Source organism: Eubacterium sp. AB3007, assembly GCF_000688015.1.
GTDB lineage: Bacteria > Bacillota > Clostridia > Peptostreptococcales > Anaerovoracaceae > Aminicella.
In genome coordinates, this window is the sequence record NZ_JIAD01000001.1 from 714,631 (window position 1) to 731,197 (window position 16,567).

Sequence of the window (16,567 nt, forward strand, 5' to 3'; positions counted from 1 at the left end):
GTTACTTTCTCCCTCCATATCGCCTGTCACGATTCTGATAGATTTGGATCATCTCCTCGAACACCTCCGGTGTGAAGTCTGGCCAGAGCTTATCTGTAAACACAAACTCAGAGTAAGCGCACTGCCATAGCAAGAAGTTGGAAAGCCGTTCTTCTCCGCTGGTGCGGATGATCAGATCCGGATCCGGCACATTCCCACACTCGTCTCCGGTATACAGATAACGACTTATGGTCTCCTCATCGATCTCCCCTTCCAGGCTGCCTGTACGTATCTCTTCTGCGATGCGGTTCACCGCCCTTGTGATCTCGTCACGTCCTCCATAGTTGATCGCAATGTTAAACTGCAGTCCGGTGTTGTTTGCCGTCTGGGCCAATGTTTTCTCCAGGCTCTTGCGGGCGGCCGAAGGGATCACACTGTAGTCTCCCAGGGTCATGACCTTGACGTTTTTCTCGTCCAGTTCGTCCAGATCCAGCTTGACGAACTTCACCAGGAGCTTGAATATCCCGGAGACTTCCTCCTGGCTTCGCTTCCAGTTCTCTGTAGAAAAGGCGTATACCGTCAGATACCTGATCCCAAGATCCGAAGCACGCCTGACGATCTCTTTCATGGCCTCCATGCCGGCGTTGTGACCGGCCAGCCTTGGGACGCCGTGTTGTTTGGCCCATCTGCCATTTCCATCCATTATGATGGCTACATGTGTGGGCATTCTGTCTAAATCCAGCATTTTCTCTCCATACGCAAGAACAAAACCCGTCCTGCAGGTTTTGTTCTGATGTGCGTTAAACTTCCATGATCTCCTTATCCTTATCTGCGATCATCTCATCGATGTCCTTGACTGCCTGGTCGACCTTCTTCTGGATCTCGTCCAGGTCTTCCTTCAGGTCATCCTCGGTGATCTCGCCCGCCTTCTGCTGTTTCTTCAGACTGTCATTCGCCTCTCTTCTGAGGTTCCGGACGGCCACCTTGGCCTCCTCTCCCATCTTCTTGGTGGACTTGGTAAGTTCCTTACGTCTCTCCTCTGTCAGCTGAGGGATGACCAGACGGATGTTCTTCCCGTCATTGCTGGGTGTGATCCCCACGTTCGCTGCATTGATGGCTCTCTCGATATCTCCCAGAGATTTGGGATCGAAGGGGGTGATCAGCAGCTGACGCGGATCAGGAACGGAAATATTGGTCAGGTTCTTCAGCGGGGTCGGTGTCCCGTAGTAGTCGACCATGACCTTATCCAGGAGCGCCGGATTGGCTCTGCCGGCTCTGACTGTATTCAGATTCTCTTTCAGGACTGCCTTGGTCCTGTCGATTCTCTCGTCGATGCTTTTGGTGGAATGGCTCATTGTGTTACCTCCTGCAATTTGCTATTTGATCAAAGTTCCAATCTTCTCTCCACAGACAGCACGCAACATGCTGTCTTCCTCGGCCAGGCCAAACACCTGTATCGTCATGTTGTTCTCCATACAGATGGTAGCTGCCGTCAGATCCATGACCTTCAGTTCCTTCTCTACCACCTCCTTGGTGGTAAGCTGCTCGTACCGGACAGCGTCCGGGTTGGTCTTGGGATCATCAGAGTACACCGCGTCGATGTTCTTCGCAAGCAGGATCATGTCTGCCGCGATGTTCACCGCTCTGAGTGCAGCCGCCGTATCGGTGGAGAAATGAGGTTCCCCGATGCCTCCTCCGAATATGACTACTTCCCCTCTGCTGAGTTCCTTCAGGGCCCTTCTCCAGATGTACGGTTCTGCGATCTCCCTCATCTCGATGGAGGTCTGCACTCTCGCCGGTACATCATGAGCCAGCAGCGCATCCTGCAGAGCCAGAGAATTCATGACCGTGGCCAGCATGCCGATGTAGTCTGCCGTCTCCCGGTTCATATCCTGGCTGCTTCTTCCTCTCCAGAAGTTGCCTCCCCCGACAACGACCGCCACCTCAACGCCCAGATCTACAAGTTTCTTGATCTGCTCGGCTACGTTGTTGGTCATCTCCTCAGCGATTCCTCTGCCGCTTTCTCCTGCCAATGCCTCTCCACTGATTTTCAGGAGAACTCGCTTATATTTTGGTTCCATAGTCTCTCTCCATTACTTTTCAATACCTAGCAGATTCATTATATCATACTCCGGCCACGGATGGTATATCTTTTTCCTTATTGGTGTTCGTTGACGTACTCCACTGCGGCCAGTGCTGCTACCGCGCCATCTGCTGCCGCGGTGGTGAGCTGACGTACCTTCTTGGTGCGGCAGTCGCCTGCCACAAAGATTCCCGGCTTGGAAGTCCTGCAATCCTCACTGCCCACGATGTAGCCGGCTTTGTCCAGGTCCAGAAGCGCCGCGAAGGCTTTGTTGTCGGGGTCCTGCCCCACCGCAACGAATACACCGCTGACCGGGAGCACTGTGTAAGCACCGGTCACCTGGTTCTGCACCCGCAGTCCTTCAACCACGGATTCCCCTTCGATGCGCACCGGCAGCGTCGACAACACGAACTCTACGTTCTCCATCTTCTTCAGACGCTCTACTGTGGTGGCGCTGCCGCGGAACTGATCTCTGCGATGGACCAGGTACACTTTCTCGCAGAGGCCAGCCAGCGTCTCTGCATCCTCCAGAGCGGTATCGCCGCCGCCCACCACGGCTACCTGCTGACCTCGGAAGAAGTTTCCGTCACAGGTGGCGCAGAAGGACACCCCGGATCCGGTCAGCCGTGTTTCTCCATCCACGTTCATCTTGCGATTCTTGACACCAGTAGCCAGGATCACCGCCTTCACGTTTCTGGTCTCAGATCCGCTGATCACATCGAAAGTCCCGTCCTCCTGGGGCTGGATCCCTGTCACCTTCTCCACTCTGATGGTGGCGCCCAGCGAGGATGCCTGTTCGAACAACCCCCGGGCGAACTCAGGGCCGGATACGCTCTTCACGCCCGGATAGTTCTCCACCTCTCTCGTATTAACGATCTGTCCTCCGTATCCTTTCTCATCCAGAACGATGGAGGACTTGCCTGCTCTCTGTACGTAGATTGCGGCCGACATTCCCGCCGGTCCTGCGCCTACGATCAAAACATCATACATCAGAATTCTCCTTTCTTGAACGACTCCACCATGGCTCTGGTGAGACTGATGTAGTCATCTCCAATGGGTATTTCTTCACGGCGGAACCATTCTGCCACAGCCAGTTCTTCCTCGTCGATGCGCACCCGGTCCGGCCCGGCCAGCTGAGCAGTGTAGCCCAGAAGCAGGTTCTGATCCACACCCCAGGGCTGGCTGCCCCAGTAGCGGATATGATCCACCGTCAATCCTACTTCTTCCAGCACCTCTCGTTTCACTGTTTCTTCAGGGGTCTCCCCGATCTCTGTGAACCCGGCGATCAGTGCGTAAAGTTTGTATGCACGTCCGGTGTACTTGGTCAGAAGCAGCCGGTCTCTATCATAGACTGCAACGATGATGGCTGGCGCAATCACCGGATAGTGCTCCATCCCGCAGGAAGGACACCGGAGCATACGCATTCTCTCATCGTGGACCAGCGGCGCGCCGCAACGACCGCAGAACTTGTGATCCCGGTACCAGCTATAGAGATGGAATCCGGTAGCTGCCGCCATGCACTTGTCCCTGTCTTCTCTCTGCCGAAGCATCCTGACCAGCTCCTGGGGCATTCCTTCTGGCTTCTCTCCATCATACAGGTAGTAGTGGTCCTCATCGATGGAGAACAGATAGCGAAAATGCGTATCTGACGCCGAAAACTCTCTCCGCATCGGAAATGTCAGATGCTCCATCCCGTCTCTGCGGACTGCCACAGCTTCCCCGTCATAGCAGAGCACAGGGTCCTCTGCCTCTGGATGCATGGGACGGTAAGTATTATCCAGAACTTTGGGGGCGATCTCCTGTATCATAACCCGATCCTCTCCGCCCTGTTCAGGAAGGCGACATAGCCCCGCTTGGTCTCATAGACGTCTGCTTTGCTGGTGGCTTCCCAGGGGGCATGCATATTCAGCACTGCCACGCCGCTGTCGATGACGTTCATACCATACAGCGCCAGAATGTAGGCGATGGTGCCGCCTCCTCCCAGATCCACCCGGCCCAGCTCTGCCGTCTGGAAATTCACATCCTCTTCCGCAAAGATCCGGCGCAGGTGTGCCAGATACTCGGCGTTAGCATCGTTGGAACCGCTCTTCCCACGTGCTCCCGTAAACTTGTTGAACACCATACCGTTCCCCAGCATAGCTACGTTTTTCTTGTCGAAGCTGGCGGCGTAGGTCGGATCAAAGGCACTGCTCACGTCTGAGCTGAGCATGGTGCAGTTGGCCAGGCAACGCTTCAGCCGAAGCTCACTGTATTCCCCTGTCAGCGACAGTACCTCTGCCACTGTGTTTTCAAAGAACCGAGACTCCATGCCGGTTGCCCCCACACTGCCGATCTCTTCCTTGTCTACCAGGATGCAGCAGGCGGTCCTCTTCACTTCCGGAACCTCCAGCATGGCCTGGTAGGAGGTATAGGCACAGACGCGATCATCCTGCCCGTAGGAGAGGATCATGCTCCGATCCAGTCCCGCCTCTCTGGCCGGACCCGCCGGCACCACCTCCAGCTCCGCAGACACAAAGTCTTCCTCTTCCACGCCGTGATCTCTCTTCAGGATCTCCAGCACTGCCTGCTTCACCGGATCTTTCTTCTCTTCTGTCTTATCCTTCTCGTCTTTCTTCTCCACCTTCAGGGGCCGGTTGCCCACGATGATGTCCAGCGCCTCGCCGGTGATCACCTCTGTCGCCTTCTTGGCCATCTGCTCCTGCGCCAGATGGATCAGCAGGTCTGATACGAAGAACACGGGATCTGACGGGTCTTCCCCGATACAGATGTCGATAGTCTTGCCTTCTTTGGTGATGACCACTCCGTGTAGAGCAAGAGGCAGCGCCACCCACTGGTATTTCTTGATGCCTCCATAGTAATGAGTATCCAGCATCGCGAATCCACCATCCTCATAGAGTGGATTCTGTTTCACATCCATTCTCGGCGAATCTATGTGGGCCCCCAGAATGTTCATACCTTGTTCCATCGGGTCCTGGCCGATGTGGAACATGACCAGGGCTTTGTGCATATTGACGGCATAGACCTTGTCACCAGGCACAAGTTTTCTCCCTGTATCGATGTACTCTGTCAGCGGACGATAGCCGGCCGCCTCGATATCTGCCTTGATCAGCCGCACGCACTCCCGCTCGGTCTTCCCCTTCGACAGGAAATCGATATAGCCCGCACAGAATGCGTTGCAGGCCTCAACCTGTTCTTCTGTGTATTTCTGCCATGTGTTGTCTGTTTGCATAAGTCTTCCTCCTATCACTGTGTGTCAAAATGTGTCAAAAAGAACCGTCCCTTTTGACACATTCTCGGATCGCGTCCTCGATGCGGTGGACTTCTTCTATGAACTCCCTTGAGGAGATTCTCAGCGCCCCGTGTCCCAGGATGATCAACTGCTCCAGTCCATCGGAGGTCACCACCCGCACATCGTGCTTCCTGGCGATCTCGTGGGTCACCTTTTCTATGTACATGTCCGCCGTCTCTGCCTCCCGGGTGTAGACCACGTCCACGTTTCGGATCCGCTCCTGAGAGCCCACACCGCCTTTGACCTTATAGGCGTCGAACACTACGATCACCTCGTACTCTGTGAACCCCCGATAGTTGCACAGGATGTCCACCAGTTTATCCCGGGCTGCCCCAAAATCCCTCTGGGACAGGTCGTCCAGCTCTTCCCATGCGTGAATCAGATTGTATCCGTCGATGAGTACAAAAGTCCGGCCGCTCTTAGGGGCGTTCTTTCGCCTGGGAGCGGTCCAGTCTCTCGGTGGAACAAAGCCTTGCCGGCCCGGATTGGTCCGCTTCTTCCTGCCCGACTCCAAGCCGGATCGCACAGGGCCATAGGTCCTTTCGAAGATTTTCATGAGCTCTGCATCACTGACCATCTCCTCCACGTAACGGGTGGCTCGATTCTTCAGGCTGGAATCCTCAGAAGGATCGTATTCGCCCCGCTCTGAAAGCGCAAGGGGCAGATGCATGTATTCCTCAATCTCTTTCCAGCTCACCAGATCTCCACTTCCGTGATCACAGAACACAGAGTCCGCCGGGTTTTCGATATCCCGCTGAGGATCATAGCCGGTTTCTGCCAGTACTTCTTCTTCGTTGTGACAGCGGTCATAGCCATCCATCTGGAAAGAGATGTGTCCACGCCCTCCCGTAAAGGACGCGATCTCAACCGGGTAATCCATCAGTTCTGATGCCGGTGCCCGTCCAAGTAGCAACGTGGATTCCCCCAATGTCTCCGGAGTCTGGAAAGTTCCCTTCATTTTCTGGACATCCGCCATCACCCGGCCCACCTGCTCCGAGGGAACCTCGATCCGGAAAGCGAACCAGGGTTCCAGTAGAATATTCTGCCCTCGCATGAGACCGCACCGGATCGCTCTATAGGTGGCCTGGCGGAAATCTCCGCCTTCGGTATGTTTCTTGTGGGCCCGGCCGGATGCCAGCGTAATCTTCATATCTGTAATAGGCGCCCCGGTCAAAACACCTGGGTGCTCCCGTTCTTCCAGGTGGGTCAGGATCAGTCGCTGCCAGTTCCGGTCCAGATCGTCTTCGCTGACACAGGTGGAGAACACCAGACCCGAATCCCGTTCTCCCGGCGTGAGGAGCAGGTGCACCTCCGCATAATGCTTCAGCGGTTCAAAATGACCGATCCCTTCCACCGTTCCAGCCGCAGGATCCAGCGTCTCCTTATACAGGATCCGCCCCTCCCCAAAGGCTACCGAATACCCGAACCGTTCCTGCACGATACGGCTCAGGATCTCCAGCTGGACTCTTCCCATCAGCTGCAGTTCGATACAGCCTCCTGCCTCGTTCCAACGGACATGGAGCTTGGGATCTTCCTCGGAAAGCTGACGGAAATTCTCCAGCGCCCGGTGTGCTGCGATCTCCTCCGGAAGAAGCACACGGTAGGTCATGTACGGCTCGAGCACCTCAGGAGGTGCATCCACCTCTGCACCCAGCCCGTCCCCGCAGGACACGGCGGTCAGCCCGGTGAGCGCGCAGACCATACCGGCCTCTGCCTCCTCGACCGTCTTGTATTTCAATCCGGAATAGATCCGGATCTGGTTGATCTTCTCTTCCCCAATCTCGTCTTTCACTGCCAGTGTTCCCCCTGTGAGTTTCACGAACACCAAACGTTCTCCACGGTCATCCCGGGAGATCTTGAACACCCTGGCGCCGAACGCCTGCATCTGGGAGCAAGGCTTTGTGTATCTCCGCAGCCCCTCCAGAAGAGCCTCAACGCCCTGATCCTTCAACGCCGCACCGAAGTACACCGGCACCACCTCTCGGGCAGCTACCGCACCTGCGATGTCCTCGTCAGAAAGATGTCCCCGTTCCAGCAGCTGTTCAGTCAACCTCTCACTGTGCAGGCTCACTGCTTCCCAGAAGGATTCTTCATCAGTTTCACCGAAATCGCAGAATCCGCCGGGAAGCCTGGCCTCGATCCTCTTCAGGATCTCCCCTCGCTTATGGATAGCCAGATCCATCTTATTTACGAACAGAAACGTCGGGATCTGATACCTTCGCAGCAGCTTCCAAAGCGTCTCTGTATGGCTCTGCACCCCGTCGCTGGCGCTGATCACAAGCACCGCGTAATCCAGCACGGACAGCGTACGCTCCATCTCCGCAGAGAAGTCCACGTGCCCCGGGGTATCCAGCAGCGCCACTGACATATCTGGAAACTCCAGCATGGCCTGCTTGGAAAAGATGGTGATCCCTCTGCTCTTCTCAATCTGATCTGTGTCCAGAAAGGCATCCCCGTGGTCCACCCTCCCCATCCGCCTGATCTCACCTGTATGATACAGCATGGCCTCCGACAGGGTCGTCTTACCTGCATCCACATGGGCGAGGATCCCGATTGCCAGTCTCTTCATCCCTTTACTCCTATATGATCGTGCCGCCTCCCAGCACGTCCTCTCCATCGTATAGCACCACTGCCTGCCCCGGTGTCACCGCCCGCTGCGGTTCGTCGAACTGTAGTCGGAACCCCTCTTCCGTAGGCCATACCGTGGCCGGCTGTTCCTTCTGGTTGTAGCGGATCCGGGCACAGGCCCGGAATTCCTTCGGCGGCTCGTCCCAGGCGATCCAGTTCACATCCCCTGCGACGACATCCCTGCCAAAGAGAGCCTCGTTGGGACCCAGGATCACCCTGTTTCCGGCAACGTCCTTCTCCAGTACGTAGGCCGGCGCCGGCAGCGCCAGCCCCAATCCCTTCCGCTGACCGATGGTGTAGCATATGATGCCCTTGTGTTCTCCCAGGACATGTCCCTCCCGGTCCACAAAAGGTCCGCAAGGGTATTCCTTCCCCGTGAAACGGCGGATCGCCTCTGCGTATTTCCCATCCGGCACAAAGCATATGTCCTGACTTTCCTTCTTCTGTGCGTTCACAAAACCCTGTTCTTCTGCGATCTTTCTGACCTCGGACTTCTGCAGACCTCCCAGAGGAAACAGGGTGTGCGCCAACTGCGCCTGGGTGAGAGTGTACAGCACATAGCTCTGATCCTTGGCGGGATCCAGCGCCTTCTTCAGCCGGTAGCGGCCCTCCACCTCTTCGATCCGGGCATAATGCCCCGTGACGATGTACTGACAGCCCAGCGCCTGACCCCGTTCGTAGAGGGCCTGGAACTTCAGAAACCGGTTGCAGTCGATGCAGGGATTGGGTGTGTCCCCATGTTCGTAGGCCCGGACGAAACGGTCGATGACACAGCGGCGAAAAACGTCCTTGAAGTTCAGCGTGTAGTGGGGAAACCCCAGGTCTCTGGCGACTCTCCAGGCATCCTGACTGTCGTCCAGACTGCAGCAGGATTTCTCTGTGGTGAGCCCGGCATCCTCGTTATCAAAGAGCCGCATGGTCGCCCCCATACATTCGTAGCCCTGTTCTCGTATGATATAGGCGGCTACACTGGAATCCACCCCGCCACTCATGGCGATCAATGCTTTCTTTGTCATTATATACCCTCCAAGCGTTCTTCTTATTCTACCATCATCTTATTTTTTTTTCTACCGCAAGTCGACATTATTTCACAGGTCTGCCATGATCTCCACAGGCAATTCAGAAAAAAGGCTGCCGCATCTCTGCAGCAGCCTTCTGTGGCTCTCCTATTCTGCTATCGAATCATCCGGCGAAGGGAACACCCAGGTAATTGCAAAGTCCCATCGCAAGACCTCTTCCGTAGAGGTTGTATTTCTGACGGAAAATGAGATTGTCGTGTTTGATGCTGCCTGTCTCGAAGATGCAGGCTGTCGTCTTAGGCATGTTCAACTCATAGAGATCAGATCTCTTGCTGAGTCCTCTGGTCGCAATGCTGACCTGAGAGCGTACGCCTTCGTTCAGCTTGGTAGCCAGCACCTTGTCTTTGGCGGTCTTGTACAAAGGCAGCGTACCTGTCGGCGCCTTCTTATAATCACAGTGCACACTGATGTACGCGCTGATCTTATGCTTGTTTGCCTCACGGACACAAGCGATCATGTTCTTGTTATTATTGGCGTCGGCATCCGTGTAAACATAGACACCGGATTTCCGCATGTAGTTGACGAAGGACTTGGTGATAGGGAGCATCAGGCCCGCCTCTGACATGTTCTTGTAGGTGCAACCTGAATCCCAGTGTCCGACGATATCGGTCCCGTGCCCGCACGCCAGAAATACTCTGGGGATCGTCGTAATGCTCTCACGAGTGGAATAGGCGGTGAAATCCTTGAAGATCAGCCCCTTGTATCCCCGTACCTTGTAGTAACACTTGCGACCAGATGCAGCCGTGTTATCAAAGTATGTAGTGGTGTTTGCGTTCACCTGCTTGATGTTGGTGTATTTCCCGTTCTCGTAGGCTCTGTACACCCGGTAGCCGTCCACATCCTTCAGTCTGGACCAGCTGATAATGGTCCCATCTCTGTAGGTGGACACGTTCACGGTAGGCTTCGATTCCTCAAATGTCGCCTTGTCTGTCCTCGCAGAAACGACCGCGGAGAACTTGGCCGAGTTGATGGCCTTCACCTTATAATAGTAGACAGCGTTGTCCTTAAGTTTCTTGTTTTTCCAGGTGTGTTTGTTTCTCTTGGTGATGGTCTTCACCAACTTGAACCCATTCTGGTTGCCTGCAGAACGATAGACCTGATAGCCTGTCGCGTTCTTCTTAAGTTTCCAGGACAGCTTGATATAATTATAAGACTTGGCCGCGACTCTGACTTTCTTGACCTTCCCGACTTTCTTGACAACAGTCGGTGCAGGCTTGGTGGTGCCGGTCGCTGCAAAAATCGGCATAGCGGCTAAAGAAAAGCACAAAAAAACTACGATTGTAAGCACACTTCCTCTTCTCATACTAAAAACTCCTTTAAAAAATCCCCTGTAGTTCATAGTTCAGCCAAAGTGCAAATCGTATCAAATAATCAATACCTTATGCCTACTATAGCATAAAACTTTTTGAAAAAAAAGGGATTTTATATATTTTAATCTAAATTTAAGAAACTACAGACCGGAATAATAGATTTCTCATTGCGATTTTTCGGCTTTGTAGTATAATACTAAAGAATGCAATCAAAACAATCATCATAATGTATAAGTACTGAAGGAGATAGTCATGAGTAATTCCAGAATCATTCAGGTCAACGAGAAGGTACCCCTCGGAAAAGGGATCCCTCTCAGCATCCAGCACACCTTCGCTATGTTCAGCGCCTCGGTACTGGTGCCCTACATCCTGGGGATCAGCCCTTCCATTGCTCTTCTGATGAACGGCATCGGCACGCTGATCTTCATCCTGGTCACCAAGGGGACCTCCCCTGCCTACCTGGGGTCCAGTTTCGCATTCATCGCGCCAGCCCTCCTTGTCATTGACAAGATGGGGTATGAATACGCTCTGGGCGGATTTGTGATTACCGGCCTGATCTTCAGCGCAGTGGCGGTCCTGATATACTTTGTGGGTATTGAGTGGATCGATCTGCTCCTGCCCCCCGCCGCCATGGGACCGATCGTAGCGCTGATCGGCCTGGAACTGGCTGGCAGTGCCGCCCAGAACGGCGGGATCGTCCTGAGCGACACCTACACCAAGATCGACCCCAAGTTCGTCATCGTCTTCCTGATCACCCTGGTCATGGCCGTGTTAGGACAGATTCTGTTCAGAGGTTTTGCTGCCGCCATCGCCATCCTGATCGCCATCATCGTGGGCTATGTGGTTGCACTGTTCATGGGCATCGTGGACTTCAGCAAGGTCACCGAAGCATCTCTGTTCGCGCTTCCCAACTTCTGCGCCCCCAAGTTCAGTCTGGATGCGATCCTGATCATCGTACCGGCTTCACTGGTGGTCATCAGTGAACACATCGGGCACCAGGTGGTCACCTCGGAGATCGTGGGACGCGACCTCCTGAAGGATCCGGGACTTCACCGCACCCTGCTGTCCGACGGCATTTCCACCACCCTCTCCGGGCTATGTGGATCCGTTCCGACAACGACCTACGGCGAGAACATCGGCGTCATGGCCATCACCAAGGTCTATTCCGTATGGGTCATCGGTGGCGCAGCTGTGTTCTCCATCTTCCTGTCCTTCATCGGCAAGGCATCCGGACTGATCCAGACCATCCCCGCACCTGTCATGGGCGGCGTCAGCTTCCTGCTTTACGGTATGATCGCTGCCTCCGGCATACGCCTGATGGTGGACTCCAGGATCGACTACTCCCGGCCACGGAACCTGGCCCTGACCTCTGTGGTCTTTATCACCGGCCTCTCCGGCGCCTTCATCAAGATCGGCAATGTAGAACTGAAGGGTATGTGCCTGGCCACCATCGTCGGTATCGTGCTGGGGCTTGCCTTCTACATCTTGGACAAAGCAAAGCTCACCAACGATTACGAAGAGGAATAACGGAATCCTGCAGGTCCCTTTCAACAGGGACCTGTTTTCATATTGAACTCCCCTTCCAGGCACGCATTAAACGATTGACGCGGCGCCGATTCTAAGATATAATTAACATAGGTTGACTATAATCAGGGGAATATTTAAGGTCAGCCTGAGAGGGATCGGTCGGGTCTTCCGACTTCATGAGGGGTATTTGGCGAGGGATCGCCAGGAATCGGAGTTAGAGATGCGTGCAAGAGAATACACAACTGAGTTAAGCGATGCCCAAATTGCCGACATCATCCGCAGACGCAAGCGAAAACAGCGTATGATTCGGCGTGTCACCACGCGTGTGGGCATTCTTTTATTTGTTTTGTGCCTGCTCGTGTTCGGTGTCGCCACCTGCATCCAGCAGTTCTTCATGACGGACACCCTGGCAGCCGACCTCTACCCCACCAGTGAGGACGTGAAGGGAATCATCTTCCTGGATCCGGGGCACGGCGGCTACGATGCCGGGTACACCCACAAGCGCCGCGCGGAGAAGTACGACACGCTGGCACTTGGACTTCTGGTCCGGCAGGAGTTGGAGAACAGAGGCTACAAGGTCGTGATGTCCAGGACCAGGGACACTTCCCTTTCCGGAAAGGAACGTGCCCGACTCGCCAACGAGGTCAGCGCCGGGATCATGGTCTCCCTCCACAGAAGCAAGGGGCCGAACGGTCAGGGCTTTGACGCATATATTTCTACAGAGAACCGCAAGCGGGATCGCAAGCTCGGCAAGCGGATCCTGAAGGCACTTCAGCAGGAGGGGATCTCCTTCAACAACGGCGTGCATCGGGGCACCGACCAGAGTCCCAAGGAGGATTACCCGGAGAACAAGTATTCCAACATGCCCTCTGTGCTGATCATGTATGGTTATATCAACGACCGGGAGGACAACAAGTTCTTCGACAAGCACAAGGAATCCTATGCCAGTGCTACTGCAGAAGCCATCGACACGACTTACACCAAGCTTTACATCAGGAAATAGCAAAACGCTGCCAACATTACGCTGGCAGCGTTTTTTTCTTGCCGTCCGGGTACCATCTCCTCTTGGCAAACAGATACCAGATCGGCGTAACATACATAAAGAAAGCAAAGACCATGCACCGTGCATCCACGTTGAAGAAAGACAGCGGCACCGTGCATCCGATGGCCCAGGGCACAAAGCATGCAATGAGGATCACCGAGTTCTCCATATCTATGGCCAACTCCTCCTTGCTCCCTCCGTCTTTCTCGTAGGATCTTTCCATCAGATCGTTGCACATCAGTGTGGCGATGGTCTGGTTGCAGAACATGGCTGCGGACACCAGGCTGATGATCACCATGACAGCGAATCTGCCTATGCGGCTGCAGGCTTTGTCCAATCTGTTCTGCAAAGAGAGCAGCATCCCCGTTCCATTGAAGATCCCCGAGTAGGTGCAAGAGATCAGAAGGATGATGATGATCTCCACCATAGAGATCAGACCGCCCCCGGCCAGAATGGCTGCCAGTCCCGCCGAAGTGGGATGATACCCCATCAGGCAGACCTTCAGCACTTCCATGAGAGGCATCTTCTGGACAAGGACCGCCACCCCGATCCCGCTGACCACGCTCAGCCCCATGCAGATCATGACGTCTACATGGAACAAAGGAAGGATGAGCAGCATCACTGCCGGCAGAAACGCCCACAGAGAGAGATGGAAGGTCTCCTCAAACGTCCTCACCAGTTCCGGATCCACATGGCTGATGGGATGGCTAAATGACAGAATGGCATAGACCACGGTACAGAGGAGCAGTGGAACCAGCCCTGTCTTCATCATGATCTTCACGTTATCAAAGATCCTGGTGCCGGTGATCCCTGCCACCATATTGGCACTGGAGGAGATCGGAGAACCCCGGTCCCCAAAGTACACTCCTGACATCAGCACCCCTGCAGTCAGGATCGGATCCACGCCCCCGCTTCGGGCAAGCGCCATGAAGATGACGCCTACTGTACCGGCCACACCGAAGGAGGTGCCGATGGCGTAACTGAGCAGACAGCTCAACAGAAAGGCGATCAGAAGAAACAGGGACGGCGTGATGAACTTGATACCATAATATATGAAGATGGTGATGGTGCCGGACACACGCCAGACGGCGGTGATAAGGCCGATGATCGCCATGACCTCGATGACGATGATGGAGTCCTTCGCCCCTACCGAGCCCATCCGACACAGCTCCTTCAGTGAGTATCCGCGGCGCATACCTACCAGCGTAAACCCCACAAGACCTACCAGGAGCGCGATGGTCATAGTGAAGCCCTTGAGGATGGCGGCGATCATTACCGCCAAAAATAACAAAAAAGCAATCAGTAAATCCATACTCACCTCTCAACAGTCATGATACCGTTTATCAGTATAGCATTTCCTTTTTCTTTTGTAAATCCAACTTTCCCTTTATCCTCTTGCTCTTGGCGTTGTTTCTGTGCTATAATTATCGATAGCATTTTTGTATTATGGAGGAGTTGCTATGAACAAAACACCAAGAGCCAAGGCCCTGCTCCCGATCCTTATCTTTTTGATCCTGTATCTGGGCAGCGGCATTTATTACGAATACATCAGCCCGCAGATGGATGATGATGGTAACAAGATGATGGGATTCTACATCATGAGTGTCGTGGTATCCTTCGTGATCGCCCTGATCGTGGCCTTTCTGCAGAACAGAGAGCTCAGTTTTGATCAGAAGATCCACGCCTGCGCCAAGGGCATCGGCGACGACAACATCACCATCATGCTGTTCATCTTCCTGATGGCCGGCATGTTCAGCGGTGTCGCCAAGGCATCCGGTGGTGCGGATTCTACCGCCTACATGCTTCTGGACGTCATTCCGGCGAACTTCGCCATCCCCTGCCTGTTCCTCATCGCCTGCCTGATCTCCATGGCCATGGGAACCAGCGTGGGCACCATCTCGGTACTGGTCCCGATCGCGGCTGCCGTGGCGAGCAGCGCCCATCTGAACCTGCCCTTCTGCGTGGCCACAGTGGTCGGCGGCGCTATGTTCGGGGATAATCTTTCTTTTATTTCCGACACCACCATCGCTGCCACCAAGACCCAGGGCTGTGAGATGAAGGACAAGTTCCGGGTGAACTTCAAGATCGCCCTGCCTGCTGCCGCCATCACCCTGGGGATCCTGATCGTGAAGGCTTTGTCCGCAGAACCGGCTGCCATCGAACACTTTGACTACAACGTGATCCAGGCACTGCCCTACTTCGCGGTACTCATTGCCTCCCTGTGCGGCATCAACGTGTTCATCGTACTTGGTTGCGGCACCATTCTCAGCTTCATCGCAGGGCTGGCCACCGGTACTCTTACCGTGCCTTCTGCCTTCAGTGCAATGGGCGCAGGTACCAGCGGCATGTTCGAGACCATGATCGTCACCATCCTGGTGGCCTCCATGGGCGCCCTCATGAAGGAATACGGCGGGTTTGAGTTCATCCTGCAGACCATCAAGAAAGCCTTTAACAGCCGCAAGGGCGGTATGCTGGGCATCGGCCTGCTGACTGGTCTGATGGACATCGCCACCGCCAACAACACCGTAGCCATCGTTATGTCTGCGCCTATCGCCAAGGACATCGCGGAGGAATTTGGAATCGAACCCAAGCGGACCGCTTCTCTGATGGACACCTTCTCCTGTGTATTCCAGGGACTGATCCCCTATGGTGCGCAGCTCCTGATCGCTGCCAGCCTGGCGGGGATCACCAGCGTTGCCATCATGCCGTTCCTGTATTATCAGTTCCTTCTGCTGCTCTGTGTCCTGGTCGCTATCTTCCTGGACAAAGGTAGCGAAAAGGCTTGATCTCGCAGACCCTCTAAATATACGATATTTTTCCGAACAGGTGTTTACTTTCCGTTTCTGATATGATATAATCAGACCGTGTAAGAAGCACCTGTTTTGTTGCGGTTCAGGGGATGTCAGAGGCCGCAACAGATGTGAAGACAGAACATTTGGGAGGTAATCATGAAATCCACCAAGGAAAGAGAACAGAAGATCCTTGCTTTTATGAAATCCGAAATCAAGACCAAGGGCTATCCCCCTACTGTCCGGGAGATCTGCAACGCTCTGGACATCAAGTCCACCTCCACCGCTCACAAGGCCATTGCCAATCTGGTCCGAGACGGGTATCTGAAGAAGGACCCGGCCAAACCACGGGCGCTGATGCTGGTACCTCAGGAGGGAGATGAGCCGGAGACCGCGGATGCCTCGCTTCCCCCGGCAGAGCGGGAGGATATCGTGGATGTTCCCCTGGTGGGTCGTGTAGCCGCAGGCTCCCCCATCACCGCCGAGGAGAATCTGGAGGGCACCTTCCCTATTCCCGCTCAGTATGCCGCCGGCAACTGCTTCATGCTCCGGGTCAAGGGAGAATCCATGATCAACGTTGGCATCATGGACGGAGATCTGATCCTGGTTGAGCAGCAGAACACCGCCAGCAACGGTGACATCGTGGTGGCCATGATCGACGGATTTGAGAGCGAGGCCACGGTGAAGACCTTCTACAGAGAGAAGGATCATATACGCCTTCAGCCGGAGAATGACACCATGAGCCCTATCATCGTCCGTGATGTGAGCATCCAGGGCAAGGTGAAAGGCGTATTCCGTTATTTCAGCTGACACGAGCATATTGTAGGGCGCCCGCAGAACG

At 54.6% G+C, this 16,567-nt stretch carries 14 protein-coding genes; 4 read left to right on the top strand and 10 right to left on the bottom strand.

Annotated elements, in window-relative coordinates; all coding sequences use genetic code 11:
* Position 1: 1 nt before the first annotated feature.
* The 9 genes from P156_RS11430 to P156_RS0103635 all read right to left on the bottom strand — a co-directional run bounded on the left by P156_RS11430 (position 2) and on the right by P156_RS0103635 (position 10,304).
* Positions 2-724, bottom strand: a complete 723-nt coding sequence (locus P156_RS11430; protein WP_034802163.1) for an isoprenyl transferase — start codon at positions 722-724, stop codon at positions 2-4.
* Positions 725-779: 55 nt separating this feature from the next.
* Positions 780-1,334, bottom strand: a complete 555-nt coding sequence (frr, locus tag P156_RS0103600; RefSeq protein ID WP_027868959.1) for a ribosome recycling factor — start codon at positions 1,332-1,334, stop codon at positions 780-782.
* 21 nt (positions 1,335-1,355) lie between these two features.
* Positions 1,356-2,060 (bottom strand): UMP kinase, encoded by a 705-nt coding sequence (gene pyrH, locus P156_RS0103605; RefSeq protein WP_027868960.1) that lies wholly within the window; start codon positions 2,058-2,060, stop codon positions 1,356-1,358.
* 77 nt (positions 2,061-2,137) lie between these two features.
* Positions 2,138-3,052 (bottom strand): NAD(P)/FAD-dependent oxidoreductase, encoded by a 915-nt coding sequence (locus tag P156_RS0103610; protein ID WP_027868961.1) that lies wholly within the window; start codon positions 3,050-3,052, stop codon positions 2,138-2,140.
* The gene (gene nudC, locus P156_RS0103615) at positions 3,052-3,870 is read right to left on the bottom strand and encodes an NAD(+) diphosphatase (RefSeq protein ID WP_027868962.1); all 819 of its coding nucleotides are present in this window, start codon (positions 3,868-3,870) and stop codon (positions 3,052-3,054) included. The genes P156_RS0103610 and nudC overlap by 1 nt, the downstream gene beginning before the upstream one ends.
* A complete protein-coding gene (locus tag P156_RS0103620; RefSeq protein WP_027868963.1) occupies positions 3,867-5,291 on the bottom strand; it encodes an aminopeptidase in 1,425 nt (474 codons plus the stop codon). The genes nudC and P156_RS0103620 overlap by 4 nt, the downstream gene beginning before the upstream one ends.
* A gap of 34 nt (positions 5,292-5,325) precedes the next feature.
* Entirely contained in the window at positions 5,326-7,920 is a 2,595-nt protein-coding gene (locus tag P156_RS0103625; RefSeq protein WP_027868964.1) for a translation factor GTPase family protein, read from the bottom strand.
* Positions 7,921-7,930: 10 nt separating this feature from the next.
* On the bottom strand, positions 7,931-8,995 hold the full coding sequence (gene mnmA / locus P156_RS0103630) for a tRNA 2-thiouridine(34) synthase MnmA (protein ID WP_027868965.1): 1,065 nt from the start codon (positions 8,993-8,995) through the stop codon (positions 7,931-7,933).
* A 166-nt stretch (positions 8,996-9,161) separates the two neighbouring features.
* On the bottom strand, positions 9,162-10,304 hold the full coding sequence (locus P156_RS0103635; protein WP_185752134.1) for an N-acetylmuramoyl-L-alanine amidase: 1,143 nt from the start codon (positions 10,302-10,304) through the stop codon (positions 9,162-9,164).
* Positions 10,305-10,620: 316 nt separating this feature from the next.
* On the opposite strand from P156_RS0103635, the gene uraA reads away from it, so the two are divergent.
* Together uraA and P156_RS0103645 are read left to right on the top strand one after the other, a co-directional pair.
* Positions 10,621-11,895 (top strand): uracil permease, encoded by a 1,275-nt coding sequence (gene uraA, locus P156_RS0103640; RefSeq protein ID WP_027868967.1) that lies wholly within the window; start codon positions 10,621-10,623, stop codon positions 11,893-11,895.
* A gap of 325 nt (positions 11,896-12,220) precedes the next feature.
* A complete protein-coding gene (locus tag P156_RS0103645) occupies positions 12,221-12,898 on the top strand; it encodes an N-acetylmuramoyl-L-alanine amidase (RefSeq protein WP_185752135.1) in 678 nt (225 codons plus the stop codon).
* 16 nt (positions 12,899-12,914) lie between these two features.
* On the opposite strand, the gene P156_RS0103650 is transcribed toward P156_RS0103645, so the two are convergent.
* On the bottom strand, positions 12,915-14,249 hold the full coding sequence (locus P156_RS0103650; RefSeq protein ID WP_034802168.1) for a Na+/H+ antiporter NhaC family protein: 1,335 nt from the start codon (positions 14,247-14,249) through the stop codon (positions 12,915-12,917).
* 148 nt (positions 14,250-14,397) lie between these two features.
* Between P156_RS0103650 and P156_RS0103655 the strand changes: the two genes are divergently transcribed.
* Both P156_RS0103655 and lexA read left to right on the top strand, forming a co-directional pair.
* On the top strand, positions 14,398-15,723 hold the full coding sequence (locus tag P156_RS0103655) for a Na+/H+ antiporter NhaC family protein (protein ID WP_034802171.1): 1,326 nt from the start codon (positions 14,398-14,400) through the stop codon (positions 15,721-15,723).
* Between the two features lie 162 nt (positions 15,724-15,885).
* Positions 15,886-16,536: a transcriptional repressor LexA gene (gene lexA / locus P156_RS0103660; protein WP_027868971.1), complete on the top strand. Its 651-nt coding sequence runs from the start codon at positions 15,886-15,888 to the stop codon at positions 16,534-16,536.
* Positions 16,537-16,567 lie beyond the last annotated feature (31 nt).